The sequence below is a fragment of the Streptomyces olindensis genome, assembly GCF_040645895.1.
GTDB lineage: Bacteria > Actinomycetota > Actinomycetes > Streptomycetales > Streptomycetaceae > Streptomyces > Streptomyces olindensis.
Window position 1 is genome coordinate 151,653 of record NZ_JBEYZD010000005.1, and the last position, 17,565, is coordinate 169,217.

General features: G+C 70.0%; 12 protein-coding genes and 1 pseudogene. 3 read left to right on the forward strand and 10 right to left on the reverse strand.

Features of this window, described 5'->3' with window-relative positions:
• Window positions 1-47: 47 nt before the first annotated feature.
• Complete coding sequence (locus tag ABZ948_RS04690; RefSeq protein ID WP_359757243.1) at window positions 48-1,664, forward strand: MDR family MFS transporter; 1,617 nt, start codon at window positions 48-50, stop codon at window positions 1,662-1,664.
• A gap of 32 nt (window positions 1,665-1,696) precedes the next feature.
• On the opposite strand, the gene ABZ948_RS04695 is transcribed toward ABZ948_RS04690, so the two are convergent.
• The 3 genes from ABZ948_RS04695 to ABZ948_RS04705 form a co-directional block, all read right to left on the reverse strand.
• Window positions 1,697-3,712 carry an FtsX-like permease family protein gene (locus tag ABZ948_RS04695; RefSeq protein WP_359757245.1) on the reverse strand — a complete coding sequence of 672 codons (2,016 nt, stop codon included), beginning with the start codon at window positions 3,710-3,712 and terminating at the stop codon, window positions 1,697-1,699.
• Window positions 3,713-3,778: 66 nt separating this feature from the next.
• Complete coding sequence (locus ABZ948_RS04700; protein ID WP_359757247.1) at window positions 3,779-4,462, reverse strand: ABC transporter ATP-binding protein; 684 nt, start codon at window positions 4,460-4,462, stop codon at window positions 3,779-3,781.
• 19 nt (window positions 4,463-4,481) lie between these two features.
• A complete protein-coding gene (locus ABZ948_RS04705) occupies window positions 4,482-4,853 on the reverse strand; it encodes a DUF4333 domain-containing protein (protein WP_359757249.1) in 372 nt (123 codons plus the stop codon).
• A gap of 166 nt (window positions 4,854-5,019) precedes the next feature.
• Between ABZ948_RS04705 and ABZ948_RS40995 the strand changes: the two are divergent.
• Window positions 5,020-5,107: pseudogene (locus tag ABZ948_RS40995) on the forward strand (rhamnogalacturonan lyase family protein); the annotation flags it as partial.
• 3 nt (window positions 5,108-5,110) lie between these two features.
• On the opposite strand, the gene ABZ948_RS04710 reads toward ABZ948_RS40995, so the two are convergent.
• A complete protein-coding gene (locus ABZ948_RS04710) occupies window positions 5,111-8,314 on the reverse strand; it encodes a glycosyl hydrolase family 95 catalytic domain-containing protein (protein WP_359757251.1) in 3,204 nt (1,067 codons plus the stop codon).
• A gap of 253 nt (window positions 8,315-8,567) precedes the next feature.
• Here ABZ948_RS04710 and ABZ948_RS40900 point away from each other — a divergent pair, with 253 nt between their 5' ends.
• Window positions 8,568-8,777, forward strand: coding sequence for a hypothetical protein (locus ABZ948_RS40900; RefSeq protein ID WP_435857457.1), 210 nt, complete (start codon window positions 8,568-8,570; stop codon window positions 8,775-8,777).
• Here the strand turns inward: ABZ948_RS40900 and ABZ948_RS04715 are convergent.
• The 6 genes from ABZ948_RS04715 to ABZ948_RS04740 all read right to left on the reverse strand — a co-directional run bounded on the left by ABZ948_RS04715 (window position 8,738) and on the right by ABZ948_RS04740 (window position 17,555).
• On the reverse strand, window positions 8,738-9,640 hold the full coding sequence (locus ABZ948_RS04715) for a carbohydrate ABC transporter permease (RefSeq protein WP_359757253.1): 903 nt from the start codon (window positions 9,638-9,640) through the stop codon (window positions 8,738-8,740). The two genes, ABZ948_RS40900 and ABZ948_RS04715, sit on opposite strands and share 40 nt — an antisense overlap.
• A gap of 1 nt (window position 9,641) precedes the next feature.
• Window positions 9,642-10,553 (reverse strand): carbohydrate ABC transporter permease, encoded by a 912-nt coding sequence (locus tag ABZ948_RS04720; protein ID WP_389616216.1) that lies wholly within the window; start codon window positions 10,551-10,553, stop codon window positions 9,642-9,644.
• A gap of 31 nt (window positions 10,554-10,584) precedes the next feature.
• Window positions 10,585-12,645, reverse strand: coding sequence for a beta-galactosidase (locus ABZ948_RS04725; RefSeq protein ID WP_359757257.1), 2,061 nt, complete (start codon window positions 12,643-12,645; stop codon window positions 10,585-10,587).
• 49 nt (window positions 12,646-12,694) lie between these two features.
• Complete coding sequence (locus ABZ948_RS04730) at window positions 12,695-14,008, reverse strand: ABC transporter substrate-binding protein (RefSeq protein ID WP_359757259.1); 1,314 nt, start codon at window positions 14,006-14,008, stop codon at window positions 12,695-12,697.
• Between the two features lie 469 nt (window positions 14,009-14,477).
• On the reverse strand, window positions 14,478-15,545 hold the full coding sequence (locus ABZ948_RS04735; protein ID WP_359757261.1) for a LacI family DNA-binding transcriptional regulator: 1,068 nt from the start codon (window positions 15,543-15,545) through the stop codon (window positions 14,478-14,480).
• Between the two features lie 195 nt (window positions 15,546-15,740).
• On the reverse strand, window positions 15,741-17,555 hold the full coding sequence (locus ABZ948_RS04740) for an RICIN domain-containing protein (RefSeq protein ID WP_359757263.1): 1,815 nt from the start codon (window positions 17,553-17,555) through the stop codon (window positions 15,741-15,743).
• Window positions 17,556-17,565 lie beyond the last annotated feature (10 nt).

Below are 17,565 nucleotides of genomic sequence, written 5' to 3' on the forward strand. Positions count from 1 at the left end.
CGGTCCGCGCCCGCGTGCCGTACCCGCCCCCACCCCGAGGACGACACGTGACCTTCTCCGACACCCAAGAACAGGGCGCGGCCGGGGACATGCCCCCGCGGCTCAGTCACCGGCAGATCACCACCGTCATGTCCGGGCTGGTGCTCGGCATGTTCCTGGGCGCGCTGGACCAGACGGTGGTCTCGTCGGCGCTGCGGACCATCGCCGACGACCTGCACGGGCTGACCGCCCAGGCGTGGGTGACCACCGCGTATCTCATCACCGCCACCATCGCGACGCCGCTGTACGGCAAGCTCTCCGACATCCACGGCCGCAGGCCCGTCTACCTCGCCGCGATCGCCCTGTTCACCGTCGGCTCGCTGCTGTGCGGATGCGCCACGTCGATCTACGAACTCGCGGCGTTCCGCGCCGTGCAGGGGCTCGGTGGCGGTGGGCTGATGTCGCTGGCGATGACCATCGTCGCCGACATCACCACTCCTCGCGAACGGGGCCGTTACCAGGGCTACTTCATGGCCGTGTTCGGCGGCGCCAGCATCGCCGGGCCGCTCGTGGGCGGTGCCTTCGCCGACCGGGCCGAGCTGCTGGGCATCGCCGGCTGGCGCTGGATCTTCCTGATCAACGTGCCGCTCGCCGCCGCGGCCGCGGTGGCGATCACGCGCGTGCTGCGCTTCCCGCAGCGGCGGGTGCGGCACCGGCTCGACTACGCGGGGGCGCTCGCCCTGGCCGTGGGGCTGGTGCCGCTGCTGACGGTCGCCGAGCAGGGCCGCGTCTGGGGGTGGGGCTCGCCCCGGGCCCTGGTGATGTACGCGATCGGCGTGGCGGGGCTCGCCGTGTTCGTCATGGTGGAGCGCCGTCGCGGTGACGCCGCGCTGCTGCCGCCGCGCCTGTTCCGCATCCGGGCCTTCCGGCTGGGCGTCGGACTGCACTTCGTCGTCGGCATCGGCATGTTCGGCGCCATGACGACACTGCCTCTCTACCTCCAGCTCGTGCGCGGTATGAGCCCCATCGCGGCGGGTCTGGCGACCCTGCCCACGGTCGCCGCGAACCTGGCGGTGACGTTGCTGACGGGCCGGATGGTCGCCCGGACCGGCCGGTTCAAGGTCCATCTCGTCGCCGGTGCGGGCTCGTTCACCGCCGCGATGCTCGTGTTCGCGACGCTGCGCGTGGACAGTCCGCTGTGGCACCCGGCGCTCGGCATGGTCCTGATGGGCGCGGGACTCGGTGCGTCGATGCAGACGCTCACCACGCTCGCGCAGTGCGAGGTGCCCCGTACGGACATGGGAGCGGCGACGGCGTCCGTCAACTTCTTCCGCTCCAACGGCGGTACGGTCGGCACCGCGGCGTTCCTGTCGATCCTGTTCACCACGGCGGCCGGCAGCATCGCCGAGCGGCTGGCCGAGGCGCGCCAGGACCCGGCCTTCCGCCGGCTTCTGTCCCAGCCGGACAACGCGCACGCCCTGACGGGGGTCCTGCGCCCCGGCGGCGGGGTCGACCTGGAGGATTCCGCCTTCCTGCACGCCCTCGACCCGAGCGTGGCGCTGCCGTTCCTGGAGGGCTACGTCGCCTCGATGCGTCTCGTCTTCCTCACCGGCGCCGCGGTTTCCCTGCTCGCCTTCGTGCTGGCGGCCTGGCGGGTTCCCGACCTCACGCTCTCCGACGAGTAGCGCGGCACGGTGGCAGTGGCGTCGGCACGGTGTCAGTCCGCCGTCTGTGCCGGGCCCGCCGTCACCTTCCGCAGCAGCGGCTTGCTGCCGGCGATCGCGGCGAGCATGGCCAGCGCGCCGACGGTCACGCAGATCACCAGTTGCAGGGCACCGGAGGTGTTGATGGTGGTGCCGGCCGCCTTGTTGAGCTGCGTGGCGCCGAAGACGCCCATCGCGGTGGTGCCGCCGGCCAGGACGGTCAGCGGGATGACGGTCTCGCGGATCCGGGCCCGGTCCAGCACCTGGAGCGGGGTGCCGGCCAGCCGCAGCAGGCCGTAGACCCGGCGCCGGTCGAGGACGTTCGCGGCGGCCGTGAGGCCGGCGGAGGCGGCCGCGACGAGGAAGCTCAGCACCAGGGTGGCGGTGCTGACGGTGGCGACGCGGGCGGTGATCGTGTCGTCCGGCGCGGACACGTACTCCTGCGTGATCGGGTACCTGCCCGAGCCGAGGGGCGTCAGGGCGGTGACGGCGGTGTCGGTCTTCTCCTGCCCGCCGGAGACCTGGGCGGTCACGCCGTCGACACCGCCGAGCAGGCTCAAGTAGTCGTCCTCGCTCGTGACGGCGACGGTCGCCGTGACGCCCGCCTCGCGCAGGAGCGTCCGGGCCTCGGCCGCGGTGCGCCGCGCGTCGGCGGCGTTCGCGGTGATCACCGCCACCTGGCCCTCGTGGCGCGGGCCTTCGGAACCGAGTGTGCTGACGGAGAAGAACCCGGCCACGAAGCCGGCGAGGACGAGTCCGCTGACGGTGCGCCACGCTCCGCGCGGGTCGTCACTGAGGCGGCGCGCGGCGAGCAGCGTGGCCGGGCGGTCGGCGCGGCGGCCCACGATCCGGCCGAGCCGGTCCACGACCCAGGGGCCGAGCATCCAGAACGCGCCGTAGAAGAGCGCGAGCAGACCGAGCAGTTGACGGACCGTCAACTGGCCGCCGTCGCTCGTGTTCGCCCAGATGTAGAGCAGGACCGCCACGAACAGAAGCAGGCGGATGAGGCGGGTCCGACGCGGGTCGGCCTGCTGGGCGACGCCCAGGGGTGAGGTGACCACCTGGCGGAGCATCGTCACCGCGCTGACGGTGATCAGCGCCGTGACGGCCAGCACCACCGCGGCGAGCCACGGCAGTCCCACCCACAAGCGGCCCGTGTACCAGCCGCCCACGCCGTACGGGACTTCGGCGAGCGCGGGCAGCAGGGCCGTGTAGGCGAGCGCGCCCGCCAGTGCCCCGGCCGCGCCGACCGCGGCCGCCTCGACGGCGGTCATGGCGAGGATCTGCCGGGGGGTCGCCCCGGCCAGCCGCAGTGCGGCGAGCCGCTGCTCGCGCCGGGCCGCGCCGAGCCGTCCGGCGGCCGAGGCCAGTACGACGACCGGCATGACGAGGAGTACCACTCCGAGGAGCACGGTCCCCTGGTCGGCGCCGGTGAACACGCTCGCCTCGGTGCCGGAGAAACCGGCGACGAGCGCGCGCTCCGTCAGGTTCTCGTCGTAGTAGTTCTGCTCCCCGGCGGCCTTGGAGACGGCCCTGTCGCCGGGCGCCCGTCCGACCACCGCGACGAGTTCGTCGGGTGAGGCGAGACCGGCGGCGCCGATCGTGCCGTAGGACTTCACCTCCGGGAAGCGGCCGGCGAGTTGCCCCGCGGGCAGCTCGTGCAGCAGGTCGGCGAGGGCCGGGGAGACGTACACCTGGCCCTGCTTCGGGAAGCCGCTCAGGCCGGGCGGTGCGGGGGTCTCCTGGCGGCCGGGCAGCTGTGCCAGGTTCACGACGGTGACCGGCTCGTGGCGGACGTACGTCGTGGTCGTGGCCTGGACGGCCGTGGCCTCCTTGGCGGGGACGGCGTCGGGGGTGCGCCACGTGGTGTGGTCGGCGCGGGTGCCCGCGCCGAGGGAGGCGGCGATCATCAGCAGCAGCAGGAACGAGCCGACGGCGGCGGCCCCGGCCGCGAGCAGCTGGGAGTGCAGGCCGCGGCGGCCGGAGGACCTGGCGAGGTGCCAGGTCAGGGGCAGGACGGGGGAACGCATGGGGGCTCCGCAGGGCTTTGGCTTGGGCTTGGTCTTCGGGTTGGGGTCGGATCCGGGTCGGGCGTCTCAGGCGACGGTGAACTGGCTGTGGTCGCTGATACGGCCGTCGCGGACGTGGAGGACGCGGTCGCAGTGGGCGGCGACGTCGGCGTCGTGCGTGACCATGACCAGGGCGGCCCCGGTCTCCCGGGTGGCGAAGGTCAGCAGTCGGACGACCTCCGTGCTGGTGCGCTGGTCCAGGGCTCCGGTCGGCTCGTCCGCGAAGACGACGTCCGGTTCGACGACCAGGGCACGGGCGATGGCGACCCGCTGTGCCTGTCCGCCGGAGAGCTGCCCGGGGCGGCGCTGCTCCAGCCCCTCCAGGCCGAGCGGTGCGAACCAGTGGCGGGCCCGGGTGACGGCCTCGCGGCGCGGCACGCCCTCCAGCATCAGCGGCAGGGCGATGTTCTCCTCGGCGGGCAGTTCGGGCAGCAGCTGGCCGAACTGGAAGACGAAGCCGAAGCGCTTGCGGCGCAGGGCGCTGAGCCGGTTCTCCCCCAGGTCGTCGATGCGCTCGCTCCGCAGGAGCACCTGGCCGCCGTCGGGCCGGATGATCCCGGCGAGGGTGTGCAGCAGGGTCGACTTGCCGGACCCCGACGGGCCCATGATCGCCAGCGAGTCGCGCTCGCGGACCTCCACGTCGACGCCGGCCAGAGCGGTGGTGGAGCCGTATTTCTTGACGAGGCCGTGTCCGGCCAGGACGGTGCTCATGGTGTGGGGTGGCTCCTTCTCAGCGCTCGAACGTCCAGGTGACGCTCTTGGCGTCGGCCTTGGTCACGCGGACGGGGATCTCGACGGTCGAGCCGTCGCTCTTCTTGCCGGTGCAGGTGAGGCCGGCTCCGGTCACGGCCTTGAGACCGGTCGGGCAGGAGACGCCCGAGAGCTTCTCGCCGACCCAGGGCAGCGGGTGGTACTTGCTCTGGGTGCGGCCCGCGACGATGTCCGCGGAGAGCGCCTTGTGGCCGTCCACCGACGCCATGCTGTACTCGTCCAGGCGAGTGGTCGACTCGGTGCCCGAGAGCAGATAGGTGCCGAGACCTCCCAGCGCGACGACGGCGGTCACACCGCCGACGGCACCGACGAGGAACGTGCTGCGCTGCATCGCGTACTCCTGATGTCCGTGGTGAGGATGCGGCTCCACCCTCGCCCGCCGGCCCGCACGCGCGCCTCGGCCGAACGGTCGGCATCACGGGCCGCGGCCCCGGCCCCCTCGACCGTTCGGCCGATCTCCCGAGTGGCTCACTCCGCAGACACGCACCGCCGCGCCGAAGATCACCACCCTCCTCCACGACACCCAGTACCGCACGGCCCTGGCCTGGCCTGGCAGAACACGCCTACAACCAGCCCCCGCCCCCGCCGTCAGGGCCTGCTCGGCTTCACCTTCCTGTCGGTGCCGTTCATCCGCACGGTGACCTTCTTCCGGTTCCGTGCCCGGTCGGCCACGATCTTGAAGGACGTGACCTTCCCGTCCCGCCACGTACAACTGACCTCGTAGCCGCCGCGGGCGCGGAGCCCGGTGAAGGAGCCCTCGGCCTTCCACGCGTCCGGCAGGGCGGGCAGCAGGTGGATGACTCCGTCGTGGCTCTGCAGGAGCATCTCCGCCACGGCGCCCGAGATGCCGAAGTTGCCGTCCATCTGGAAGGGCGGGTGGTTGCAGAACAGGTTGGGCAGCGTGTTGTACGTCAGCAGTCCGCGCAGCATGATCTGCGCGCGCTCCCCGTCGCCGAGGCGGGCGAAGAGGGCCGCCCGCCAGGGCCAGGTCCACGAGCGGCGGCTGTCGCCCGACACCGTCGCGGCCGTGAACGGGACGCCTTCCTTCTCGCCGCACCGTGCCTTGAGCGAGACGAGGGCGGCGGCCGCGAAGTCGGGCGTCCTGGGGGTGATCTGGCGGCCCGGGTAGACCGCGAAGAGGTGGGAGGTGTGGCGGTGGATGTCGGTGGGGCTGTCGATGTCCTCCTGCCACTCCTGGAGTTGCCCCCAGCGGCCTATCTTGTTCGGCGCGAGGCGCGCCTGCATGTCCGCGACCTTGGCCCGGTAGGCGGGATCCGCGTCGAGCACCGCCTCGCAGTCGAGGTAGTTCTGGAACAGGTCCCAGATGATCTGCTGGTCGTACATGACGCCGTCCTCGCGCGGCCCGTGTTCGGGGGACCAGCCGTTCGGCGCGACGAGGAGTCCGTCCTCGCGCTCCTTGAGGTGGTCCTCCCAGAACTCGCAGATCTCCTTGATCATCGGGTGGGCGACGGTACGGAGGTAGCGCAGGTCCTGGGTGAACGCCCAGTGCTCGTAGAGGTGTTGCGCGTACCAGGCGCTGGCGACGGTGTTCCACTCCCAGGCGTTCCCGCCGAAGATGCTCTGGCTGGTGCGGGCGGTCCAGCCGCGCGTGTCCTCGCCGAAGGCGTTGCGGGTCGCCACGCGGCTGGGGACGGCCACCTGCTCGATGAACTCGACGAGTGCCTCATGGCACTCCGGCAGGTTCGTCGTCTCGGCTGCCCAGTAGTTCATCTGGACGTTGATGTTGGTGTGGTAGTCGGAGGCCCACGCCGGCTGGTTGCTGTCGTTCCACAGGCCCTGGAGGTTGGCGGGCAGGCCGTTCGGGCGCGAGGAACTGATCAGCAGGTAGCGGCCGTAGTGGAACATCGACTGTTCGAGTGCGGGGTCCTGGCCGCCCGCCGCGTAACGCGCCAGCCGGGCGTCGGTCGGCAGGGCGACGACGGCCTCGTCGGAGGTGCCCCAGGCGACCGAGACGCGGTTCATGAGGGCGCGTGTCTCGGTGGTGTGCGTGTCGCGCAGTTCGTCGTAGGGCCGGGCGGCGGCCTTGTCGAGTGTCGCGGCGACGGCCGGTTCCGGATCGGCTCCCCGCCATCCGGCGGCGGCGTCGAGCTTGTAGTCGGTGCGGGCGTCCAGGAGCAGGGTCAGGGTCGTGCAGTCGCTGAACCGGAGCACCGATCCGTCGGCGCGGAAGTCGCCGTCGGTGTGCACGGCCCGGACGGTGCACGCGTGCTTGAGGCCGTTGCCCATGACACCGCTGAAGGAGATCCGGCGGGCGTCGGCGTCGACGCTCGTCGGGGCCTTGTCCTGGGCGGACGTCAGCGCGATCGCTCCGGACAGTCCCCCGGCCTCGTCCGACGTGTAGCGGAAGACCATGACGTCCGCGGACCGGCTGGCGAAGGCCTCGCGCAGGACGCGGCGTCCGGGCGCGCCGAAGCGGGTGACGTGGACGCCGTTCAGGAAGTCGAGGGAGCGCTGGTAGTCGACGACCGTCCGCCGCGTGCGTGTGTCGAAGCCCCGGCCTTGCAGCGCGATCTCCGCGATCTGGAGGCCGGTGGAAGACGCTCCGGGGGTCAGGGTGAGCCGGTAGGCGCGGTAGGCCGTGCTGTCGGTGATCCGGAAGGTCCGGGTCTCGCCGCGGCCGGCGAAGGGCGCACCGGGGTTCTGCGTGTCGAGTGTCGTCCAGGCACTCCCGTCCTTCGACGCCTCGAGTCGCCATCGCCGGGGGTCGTCGTCCGGACGGTTCGGGGCCGCCGTCAGCGTGTACGAGGTGAGGGCGACGGGGCGCGGCAGATCGGCCTGCCAGACGACCGGTTGGGAGCCGCTGACGGCCCGCCAGACCGTGGCCGGGTCGCCATCCGCCGAGTTCGAGAGGTCCGTGGCCCGGGCACCGCCCCCGGCCCCGGCTCCCCTGGAATGTCCGCTCGGCGAGGACAGGCACACCGGGCCGTCTCCGCCGAGGTCGACGCCGTCCAGACCGATCTCGCTCACCTGGAAGTGGCTGACCCCCGCCTTGGGGACGAAGTCGAACCGGTAGAACCGGTAGGCCGCGGAATCGGCACAGGTGAATTCCTTCGTCTGGAAACGGCTCTCGAAGGGCGCGGCCAGCGTGCGTCTGTCCAGCCTGGTCCAGGCGACGCCGTCGGCGGAACCGGACAGCGTCCACTCCTGCGGGTCGCGCTGCGGCACGTCGTTGGCGCTCGTCAGACGGTAGGTCGCGACCGCGACGGGAGCGGGGAGTTCCACCTGCCACTGCACCTTCGTGCCGGGCCCGTCGACGCACCACTTGGTGTCCGGGTTGCCGTCGTACGTCTTGTCGACGCCCTCCGAGGAGGAGGTGCGGTACGGTCCCCCTGGGGCCGTGACCTTCGCACGAGGAGCGAAGGTGACGACGACGTCACCGAAGTTCCGGTACGAGCCGAAGCCGCTCATGCCGGTGTCGAAGGCGCTGTCCGGCTCGCCCGCGAGGGCGTTGTCGTAGTTGTTGACGCCGCCCCACAGGCTCTGTTCGTTGAACTGGACGCGTTCCTCGTAGGGGTCGGCGAACAGCATGGCGCCGAGCCTGCCGTTGCCGATCGGCAGGGCCTGGGATTGCCAGTCCACGGCAGGGACCGCGTACTTCAGCGCCTTGCGCGACAGAGTCGGCCACTGGACGGCCGCCGGGGCACCGCTTCCCACGGCAACGGCCTGCCCGGCGGGAGTGGTGCCCGTCAGCTGAGCGACCAGCGGTGCCGCGGCGAGCACACCGCCGAACTTGAGGATGCTGCGACGCTGTGGTTCGGATTCATGGCTCACAGGGGATCTCCCGACCCATTCATCGGTTCTAAGCGCACGGAAGTGCCGGCCATGTCGAGCCAAGTGGCAGGCGCGGTCATCATTTCCGGACGATAGATCGGATGTCTAGGGTGCGACACCGGCTAACTGCTCGTGTCCGCCGGGCCCTCTGCGCGCCGCGGGGCAGGCCGGGGTCCGGACCTGCCCCGCGGGGTGCACCGCGTGAGGCTCAGGCGATCTTCACAAGGGTCGGTCCTCCTGAGGCACCCTCCAGGTGAACGGCCAGTACAAGTACGTCGTGTCCTTCCCGCCGACCGGCTCGGCCACCGCCTGTCGCACCGTCCCGTGCTCGCCCACCTGGCCGAGGGGCTTGCCGCAGCGTGGTGAGCCCGGCGGTCAGTTCGAGGCCGGATGCAGCGGTTCCGCGGTGTCGCGGTGTCGCGGCTACTTCATTCCCGTGGTGGCGATTCCCTTGACGAGGTAGCGCTGGCCGACGAGGAAGACGATGAAGACCGGGATCAGCGTGACGACGGACATGGCGAACAGCGATCCCCAGGAGGCTCCGCTCGTGGCGTCCACGTAGTTGCGCAGGGCCACCGGCGCCGTCTGCAGTTCCGGTTTCGTCAGGTAGATCAACTGGCTGAGGAAGTCGTTCCACGTCCAGATGAAGGTGAAGATCGCGGTCGTGGCCAGGGCCGGCAGCGAGATCGGCAGCAGGATGCGGAAGTAGATGCGCCAGTACCCGGCTCCGTCGATCTTGGCCGCCTCGTCCAGCTCGGTGGGCAGCCCCCGGAAGAACTGGACCATCAGGAAGATGAAGAAGGCGTCCGTGGCCAAGAACTTGGGGACGATCAGCGGAAGGAACGTGTTGACCCATTCGATCTTCGAGAACATCACGTACTGCGGGATGATCAGCACGTAGATCGGGACCATCAGGGTCAGCATCATCATGCCGAAGAAGAACGCCCGCCCGCGGAACTTCAGCCGCGCGAAGGCGTAGGCCGCCATGGAGCAGCTGACCAGGTTGCCGAGCAGCGCTCCGAGGACGACGATCGCCGAGTTCATCAGGTACACACCGAAGGGGTGCGACAGTGCGCTCCAGCCGTCGGCGTAGTGCCCGAAGTCGGTCTCCGTGGGCAGCAGGGAGGGCTCACGGAAGATCAGGGCGTCGGGTTTGACCGAGCTGGCGATCATCCACAGCAGCGGATACACCATCACGAGCCCGAAGGCGATCAGTACGGCGTGCTTGAGGAGCGCACGGATGCGGGCCGCCCGCCTGTGGCGTCGTGCGGAAGGTGAGGGAGCGGGCGCGGGCGAAGGGGTGTCCTCGGCCTCCAGGAGTGTCATCTCACTTACCGTCACCGTAGAACACCCATCTCTTGCTGAAGTAGAAGTTGATCGCGGTCAGGACGCCGACGATCACCACGAGCAGCCACGCCATGGCCGAGGCGTAGCCCATGTGCAGCCGGCCGAAGCCCTCGTCGTACAGGTACAGCGAGTAGAAGAGGGTCGAGTCCGAGGGGCCTCCCGTCCCGCCGCTGACGACGAACGCCTGGGTGAAGGACTGGAAGGAACTGATGACCTGCAGAACGAGGTTGAAGAAGATGATCGGCGTGAGCAGGGGCACGGTGACGTTCCGGAACTGGTGCCAGCGGCCGGCGCCGTCGAGGGCGGCGGCTTCGTAGTACTGCTCGGGGATCTGCCGCAGTCCCGCCAGGAAGATCACCATGGAGGAGCCGAACGTCCACACGTGCAGGACGACGAGGCTGTACAGCGCGGTGTCCGGGTTGGAGATCCAGCCGGGCCCGTGGATGCCGAACAGCGCGAGGAACTTGTTCACCAGGCCGTCGGTGCCGAAGACCTGCCGCCACAGGATGCCCACCGCGACCGACGCGCCGAGCAGCGACGGCAAGTAGTAGACGGACCGGTAGAACGCCAGCCCCTTGATGCCCCGGTTGAGGACCATCGCCAGGGCGAGGGCGACCGCGAGCAGCAGCGGCACGCTGAGGGCGACGTAGACGAACGTCACGGTCAGGGACTGGCGCAGCCGGGGATCGTCGAGCATCTTGCTGTAGTTCTCGAAGCCCACCCACTCGGGAGAGCTCAGCAGGTTGTAGTCCGTCATCGAGAAGTACAGGGAGGCGATCATCGGGCCGAGCGTGACGCCGGCCATGCCGACGAACCACGGCAGCAGGAAGACCCAGGCGGTCCGTTCTTCTTTTCTGGCCGCCCGGCTGAGGGGTCTGCGGAGCACAGTCATCGTCCTCGGGTTCTGGAATGGGTGCGGAGGTTCAGGAATCGCTCGACGGCCGATCGGCGTCCTGCGGCGGGGCCAGGGGGCTGCGCACGACGGCGACGTCCGCCGCGTCGAGGACGAGCGTCTCTCCCGCCTGAAGGCGGCGTCCGCTGATCAGGTCGGTGCCGGAGCGGTCGAGGGTGATGGTCGCCTTGTCCTGCCGGTGGTTCAGCAGGAACAGGTACGCGCTCGTCCGCGTCCGTCGCTCGGTGACCTCGACGCCCCGCGGCGCGGCGTGCACCGGTCGCACGTCGGCACAGTCCAGGACGTGCCGCACCAGCGCCTCCAGGGCGTCGTCGTCCAGACGCGTGCCCACGTACACGGCACGGCCCCGGCCGAGTGCGTGCTCGGTCACCGCCGCCTTGCCGGTGAGGTGGCCCTTGCGGTAGACGGCGAGCGGCCGGGCGGTCTCCATGTCGAGGTCGTCCTGCCACACGGAGGCGGTCGCGAAGAAACCGTCCAGCGCGGTCTCCCCCGCTGCCGCCTGAACCGGCACCGTGGCCTCGGTGGGCAGCGGGGAGAACTCCTGGATGTGCGCGCCGACGATCTCGCGCAGCGCGCCGGGGTATCCGCCCTCGACGATCCGGTCGTCCTCGTCGACGATCCCGGAGAAGTACGAGACGAGGAGCCGGCCCCCGTCCTCCACGAACTTCCGCACGGCGGCAGTGTGGTGGCGGGTCATCAGGTACTGGTTGGGGACGACCAGGACGCGGTAGGGCGAGAGGTCGTCGTCGAGGGTGACGACGTCGACGGCGACCTGGCTGTGCCACAGGGCCCGGTAGTGCCGGGCCACGGTGTCCCGGTAGTCGAAGGTGTTGTCGGGGTGGGCGCAGCCTTCCACGGCCCACCAGTTCTGCCAGTCCCAGACGATCGCGACCTGCGCGCGGGTGCGTGCCGTGGCGACCTCGTCGACGGTGCGCAGCTCGTTGCCGAGCGCCTTGACCTCCTGCCACGTGCGGGTCTTCTCACCGCCGTGCGGGAGCATCGCCGAGTGGAACTTCTCCTGTCCCTGCCGTGAGGCCCGCCATTGGAAGAACATCACCGCGTCGGAGCCGTGCGCGACGGCCTGGTAGGAGCCCAGACGCATCCGCCCCGGCTGTTTGACCTGGTTGGTCTTCCACTGGCTCACCGCGCCGGCGGCCTGTTCCATCAGCATCCAGGGCTGCCCGCCGCGCAGGGAGCGCATCAGGTCGTACTGGAAGGCGGCGACGGCCATCGCGTCGGGCTTGCCCGGATCGGGGTAGCAGTCGAAGGCGACGACGTCGAGTTCCTGCGCCCAGCGGTGGCTGTCGGTCAGCCGGCACTGGAAGAAGTTGGTGGTCGCGGGCACGTCCGGCGTGATCCCGTGCAGCAGGTCGCGCTCCTGCACGACGAGGTCCAGCAGGAGGTCGGAGGTGAAGCGGGAGAAGTCCAGCTCACGGGAGGGGTTGACCCAGCCGCGCACGGGCCGGGGCAGGTGCACCTGGGCCCAGTCGCTGTAGCGCTGGCTCCAGAAGGCCGTGCCCCACCGGTGGTTGAGCTCCTCCAGGGTGCCGTACCGCTGTCGCAGCCAGGTGCGGAAGCCGTCGTCGCACAGGTCGCAGAAGCAGTCGGAGTGGTACTCGTTGCCGATGTGCCACATGGCCAGACCGGGATGCTTCCCGTACCGCTCGGCCAGCTTGGCGGCGATGCGCCGGCTGCGGTCCCGGTAGAGCGGGGAGGACGGGCAGAAGTGTCCTCTGCTGCCGATGTCGTGCCGTACTCCCCGCCGGTCCACCGACAGGGTTTCGGGGAAGTCCGTGGCGAGCCACGGCGGCGGCGCGGCGTTCGGCGTCGCGAGGTTGACGTGGATGCCGTTCGCCCACAGCAGGTCCATGATCTCGTCGAGCCAGGAGAAGTCGAACTCTCCGTCGGCCGGTTCCAGCATGGCCCAGGAGAAGACGCCCAGGCTCACCAGCCGCACGCCCGCGGCTCGCATGAGCCGGACGTCCTCCTGCCACACCTCCCTCGGCCACTGCTCCGGGTTGTAGTCCCCGCCGTAGACGACCCCCGGCAGTCGACGGCGAAAGGTGTTCATGCGCGGATCGGACACGGCGGGGATTCCTTCCAAAGCGCTACTGCACGGCTCAGAGCTGGGACTTGATCTCCGAGATGAACTTCTCGGCCGCCTCCTGCGGCGACAGGCGGTCGAACAGCACGTCCTCGTTGAGCCGCTGGAAGATCTCCGGGACAGCCGGGCCGGCCTTCGCGTTGGGGAGGTGCAGGGCGGTCGGCTTCAGGGCGTTGATACGGCCCAGGTAGTCGGCGATCCGCTTCTCCGTGGCGGACAGGTCGGGCGTGATCGCCTTGAGCACGTCGGGGTTGACGGGAACACCACGGTCGAACTTCCCGATCTTGCCCGCTTCGGGGGAGTTGATCAGGAAGTCGAGCAGCTCCGCGGCCTCCTTGGGGTGCTCGGTCCGCGCGGAGGCGCCGTAGAAGACGCCGGGCTTCGTATAGGCGCCGACCTGGGTGGCCCCTTCCTCGCCGGGGAAGAGGAGGAGCTTGGTCGCACGTCCGCTGGCGCCCTCAAGCGCGCCGAGCTGGGTGACGGACATCTCGGTCATGGCCGCCTTGTGCTGGGCAACCAGGTTCTGTTCGATACCGGCACCCGCAGACAGTGCCTCGACCGCGGCCTCCGGAGTGTTCGTGCCACCGCTGTCCCGCAGCTTCACGACCCACTCCCAGTACGCGGCCATGGTCTGCTCGGTGAAACCGATCTCGCTGCCGTCCTCGGTCCAGTAGTCCTCCCCGTGCTGGCGCAGCCAGGGGCCCACCATGTTGGGGTAGAGGGGCATCTCACTGCCGACCAGACCCGACTTCGACCTGGCGATCGCGGTGGCGGTCTTCACGTAGTCGTCCCACGACCACTTGGTGTCGTCGGGCACACGCACGCCGGCCTTCTTGAAGGCCTCCGGATCCACGGCGATGCCGAACGCGCTGTCGCCGGCCGGGACGCCGTACAGGCCGCCCTTGACGGTCGTCATCGCCATCGAGTTCGCGGGCAGCTTGTCCGTGTTCAGGACGTCCTTGACCTTCTTCAGGTCCATCAGCTGCCCGTTGTCGATGTAGGAGTACATGAACGGGTCGGTGATCTGCAGGACATCGGGCATGTCACCGGCGGCCGCGCTGGTGGAAAGCTTCTTCCAGTAGTCGTCCCAGTTGGAGTACTCCGGCTGGACGTCGATGTCCGGGTGCTCCTTCTCGAACACCGCGATCATCTGCTTGGTCATCTCGTGCCGGGAGTCCGATCCCCACCAGTTGAACCGGATGACGGTCTTGCCGCCGCTGCCCTGGGAGGAGTCTCCGGCGCAGCCTGCGGACAGAGCCAGGGCGAAGACCGAACAGGTCACCCCGACCGCACGGAGCGTGCGTCTGGTCGGACGGGAAGAGTGGTTCATGGTGGAGGCTCCTCTGCTGCCATCACTGGGCGGTGCGCCCAGACGGGGGAAACGTCGACTCGGAAGGCCGGACCAGGACGCCGGCCGTCTCGCCGCGTGGGCGGCAACTGCACAATTCGACTGCTTTGCGGGCCGCGAAAGTTACATGCGGTCCAGTTGCCGGCAGCCGGCCCGGCTCGTGGGGGCCCCGGGTGGGCTGCGGCGGCTCTGACAGGGGTTGACGTGAACGAACGCGGGAGCCTTGGTCGGTGTGTCGAGCGGATCCGCGGAGGTGACCGCGAGCATCGCACCGAGGTGAGGACTGTGTGCGTCAGCAATAGTGAACGTTCACACGGCGAGCGTAACGACCGACCACATCTCGGTCAAGGGTTCGGTACGTAACACTTGAGTGCCCGTGCGGACGGGGTGTTCCCGCGCTCCCGCACGCCGAAATCCCGTTGCACGACAGCGGGTTGGTGGGAGCGACGAGCTACATGGTGTCGTGCGTCCTCGCCGGTCCGGACGACTCGCGCAGCACGAGGCGGCAGTCCAGATCCAGCCGCAGGTCCGGCTCCCTCTCCTCGCGGATGCGGGCGAGCAGGGCCCGCATGGCCCGCCGGCCCATGGCCTCGCGGTCGAGGTCCACGGTGGAGATGGAGGGGTTGAAGTACGCGGTGAACTCCTGGTTGTCCCAGCCGAAGACGCTGACGTCCTCCGGGACCCGCCACCCGCGGTCCTGGAAGCCACGGATGACGCCCATGGCGACGTCGTCGTTGGCGGCGAGAACCGCGGTGACACCGGAGTCCGCCGACAGGCCCTGGGCCGCGTCGTATCCGGACCGCACGGACCAGTCGCCGTCGATGACGGCGTAGTTCTCCAGACCCCGCTCGGCGACCGTCCGCAGATAGACCTCGCGTCGCTTGCGTGCCGACATCCAGTCCGTGCTGCCGGCGACATGGACGAATCGCCGGTGCCCCAGGGAGACGAGGTGATCGATGATCATGGCGGCCGGTTCGCCGTCCGCCGTGATGCCGTGGGAGCGCATCTGGTCGTCGTACTCGCCTATGACGACGGTCGGAGTGTGGTCCAGCCCCAGCTTCTCCAGGTCGCCGATGGGGGTGAAGGTCAGCACTCCTTCGGCCTGACCGGAGTCGAGGAGGGCGCGGACGCGGTCGCCCCTGACCCGTTCGTCGCCTTCCAGGCCGACGATGTCCAGCAGGAAGCCGGCCGCCTGTGCCTCGGCGGACGCTCCCCGCAGGATCTGCGAGGGCACGAAGGTCGTCATGGCCGGCAGGACCACCGTGACGCGGTTCGACTTGCGGGTCCGCATCGACCGCGCCACCAGGTTGGGCCGGTAGTCGAGGTCGGCCACGGCCTGCTCGATGCGCGCCACCGTCTGCGGCTTCATGCCTCCGTCGCCCCGCAGAAAGCGCGAGACGGTCTGGTGCGACACCCCCGCGTGCGCCGCGACGTCGAGGATCGTGGGACGCTTCCTGGTCGGCGGCTTCGGCCGTTTCACATGCCGCTCCGATCTCTCCGGTCCCGTGTCCGAGCCCACCGTGCCGCCCCCCGCCGCATCTCCACGCCCCGCACGCCCGTCGGTACTTTACTGCCGAGTTGACCATGGCAGGCCGGATCCTTTCCTCTCGCCGTCTCGCCGGAGCTGGCCGCATCGGCCGGCCGCGTGGTCGCTGTCCGGGCCGTGCGGCCGGCCGTCGAGTCCGCCGTCACCGGGCGGCACGCGTCGCTCATGTCAGACCCGCAGAGTCCAGTGCTGGTTCGTGTGCGACTCGTCGTTCCAGCAGGTGTACTGCAGCAGCCGTGCCCCGTCCGCCGTGAAGGCCCGGTCGACGTCCAGGCACTTGCCGGAGTGACGGGCGATGATCTCGACGTAGCCGGTGCCGGTGTCGCTCAGCCGCCACTGCTGGCTGGTGCGGCCGTCGCAGGTCTGCTGGACGATCGCCGCCGTGTTCGCCGTGGAGGAACCGGCCACGTCCAGGCACAGTCCCGAGTGCCGGGAGAGAATCTGGTAGTAGCCCCCGCCGGCTGCGTGCAGTTGCCACCGCTGGTCGTCACCGCCCGAGCAGCCGGACTGCTCGATCGCGGCTCCGGCCACGGTCGAGGCGCCCACCGCCTCGGCGCACTTGCCCGAGTGCCGCGCCTCGATCGCCGTCGTGCCGGCCAGCCGGGACAGCTGCGAGGAGAGAACGGGGACGTAATAGTCGGTGATCCCGGCGATGTTCGGGTGCGTGCCGCTGCCGCCGCTGCCCGGGTAGCCGCCCACGAGTCCGTCGAAGGTGTACGCCACCCGCTGGGCGTCGACGCGCGTGTCGAGCGTCGTGTCCCCGAAGACGTCGGCCACCGCCACGCCCCACTTCTGGGCGGCCTGCAACTGCACCTGGCGCAGGGCGAGCTGGGTGTCCCAGTCGCGCGAGCCCATCTTGTGGGCGGCCACGTAGACCAGCTGGGCGGTCGGCCACTTCTGCCGCATCGTGTGGATGGTGGTTTCCAGTGCCCCGGCGTAGGTGCCGGGGTCGAGGGTGGCGGGGTCCTGGGAACCGCTGACGGTGCCGACCTCGTAGGTGTGCTTGTCGTGGATCTCCATCGCGTCGTTCGTGCCGCCGTCGAAGACCACGAAGTCGGGCGCCGCCGCGCTCGCCGACTTCACCTGGTTCAGGATCTGTCCACCGCTGGCGGTCGGCGCCGGGCCCACGGTCGCGCCGTTGCGGGCGTACTTCGTCAGCGTCATGCCCTCGCGTTCGGCGACGAAGTTCACGAAGCTGCGCGCGTACTGGTGCCCGTAGACGATGCTGTCGCCGAAGGCGTAGACGGACGAGCCGGCGAGGGACCCGTACGCGGGGTTCGCGGGCCGGGTCAGGCGGAAGTTGTCGATCGACTGCACGCCGGTGCCGTAGTAGTTGCAGGCGACGAGCTTCGCCAGGTTCTGTCCCGTGATGCTCTTCGTGACGGAGACCAGCACCGTGGGCGCGGCCTCCTTGCTGGTGACCGTGTACTGGACCTTGCCGAGGGTGAAGTCCAGGTGCAGATCGACCGTGTACCACTTGGCCCGGTCGAAGCTGATCCTGGTCCAGGCCGGATTGAGCGCGTCCGGGGCGGAGGTGGAGTCCGAGTCGGGACCGGTCGCGGCGTGACGGAACTCCGCGCTGGTCGCGGCCATGCCGAAGACCAGACGGCCGGCGCTGTCGCGCAGTTCCAGACCGGTCTTCATGCCGGTGCTTGCGATGGCCGTCTTCCAGTCGAACCGCAGGTCGAGCGTCTTCTCCTGGGTGACCGACGACGCGAACGGCCGCACGGACGTCGTGTAGTTGCCCATGCCCTTCGTCACGTCCAGTACGCCGTTGCCGATGGCGGCGCCGGCCGGGAAACCGAAGTTCGCTGGGTCGGTCTGAGCGTCGAACGTCTCGTTGATGAACGTCGCGGCGGGGGTTTCGGCGGCGGAGGCGGCCGGAGCCGCGAGGAAGGCCGCGAGGAGCAAGGTGCCGGCGGCGGCCAGGGAGCCGCCCCGTCTTCGGGGCCGACGGCCCGTTCTGCGCATGACCGTGTACACGTGATCTCCC

Bases quoted from the DNA above. Each gene is read 5' to 3' on its own strand.
- ABZ948_RS04695 (WP_359757245.1), bottom strand. From the start codon at position 3,712: ATGCGTTCCCCCGTCCTGCCCCTGACCTGGCACCTCGCCAGGTCCTCC.
- ABZ948_RS04705 (WP_359757249.1), bottom strand. From the start codon at position 4,853: ATGCAGCGCAGCACGTTCCTCGTCGGTGCCGTCGGCGGTGTGACCGCC.
- ABZ948_RS04715 (WP_359757253.1), bottom strand. From the start codon at position 9,640: ATGACACTCCTGGAGGCCGAGGACACCCCTTCGCCCGCGCCCGCTCCC.
- ABZ948_RS04720 (WP_389616216.1), bottom strand. From the start codon at position 10,553: ATGACTGTGCTCCGCAGACCCCTCAGCCGGGCGGCCAGAAAAGAAGAA.
- ABZ948_RS04730 (WP_359757259.1), bottom strand. From the start codon at position 14,008: ATGAACCACTCTTCCCGTCCGACCAGACGCACGCTCCGTGCGGTCGGG.
- ABZ948_RS04700 (WP_359757247.1), bottom strand. From the start codon at position 4,462: ATGAGCACCGTCCTGGCCGGACACGGCCTCGTCAAGAAATACGGCTCC.
- ABZ948_RS04725 (WP_359757257.1), bottom strand. From the start codon at position 12,645: ATGAACACCTTTCGCCGTCGACTGCCGGGGGTCGTCTACGGCGGGGAC.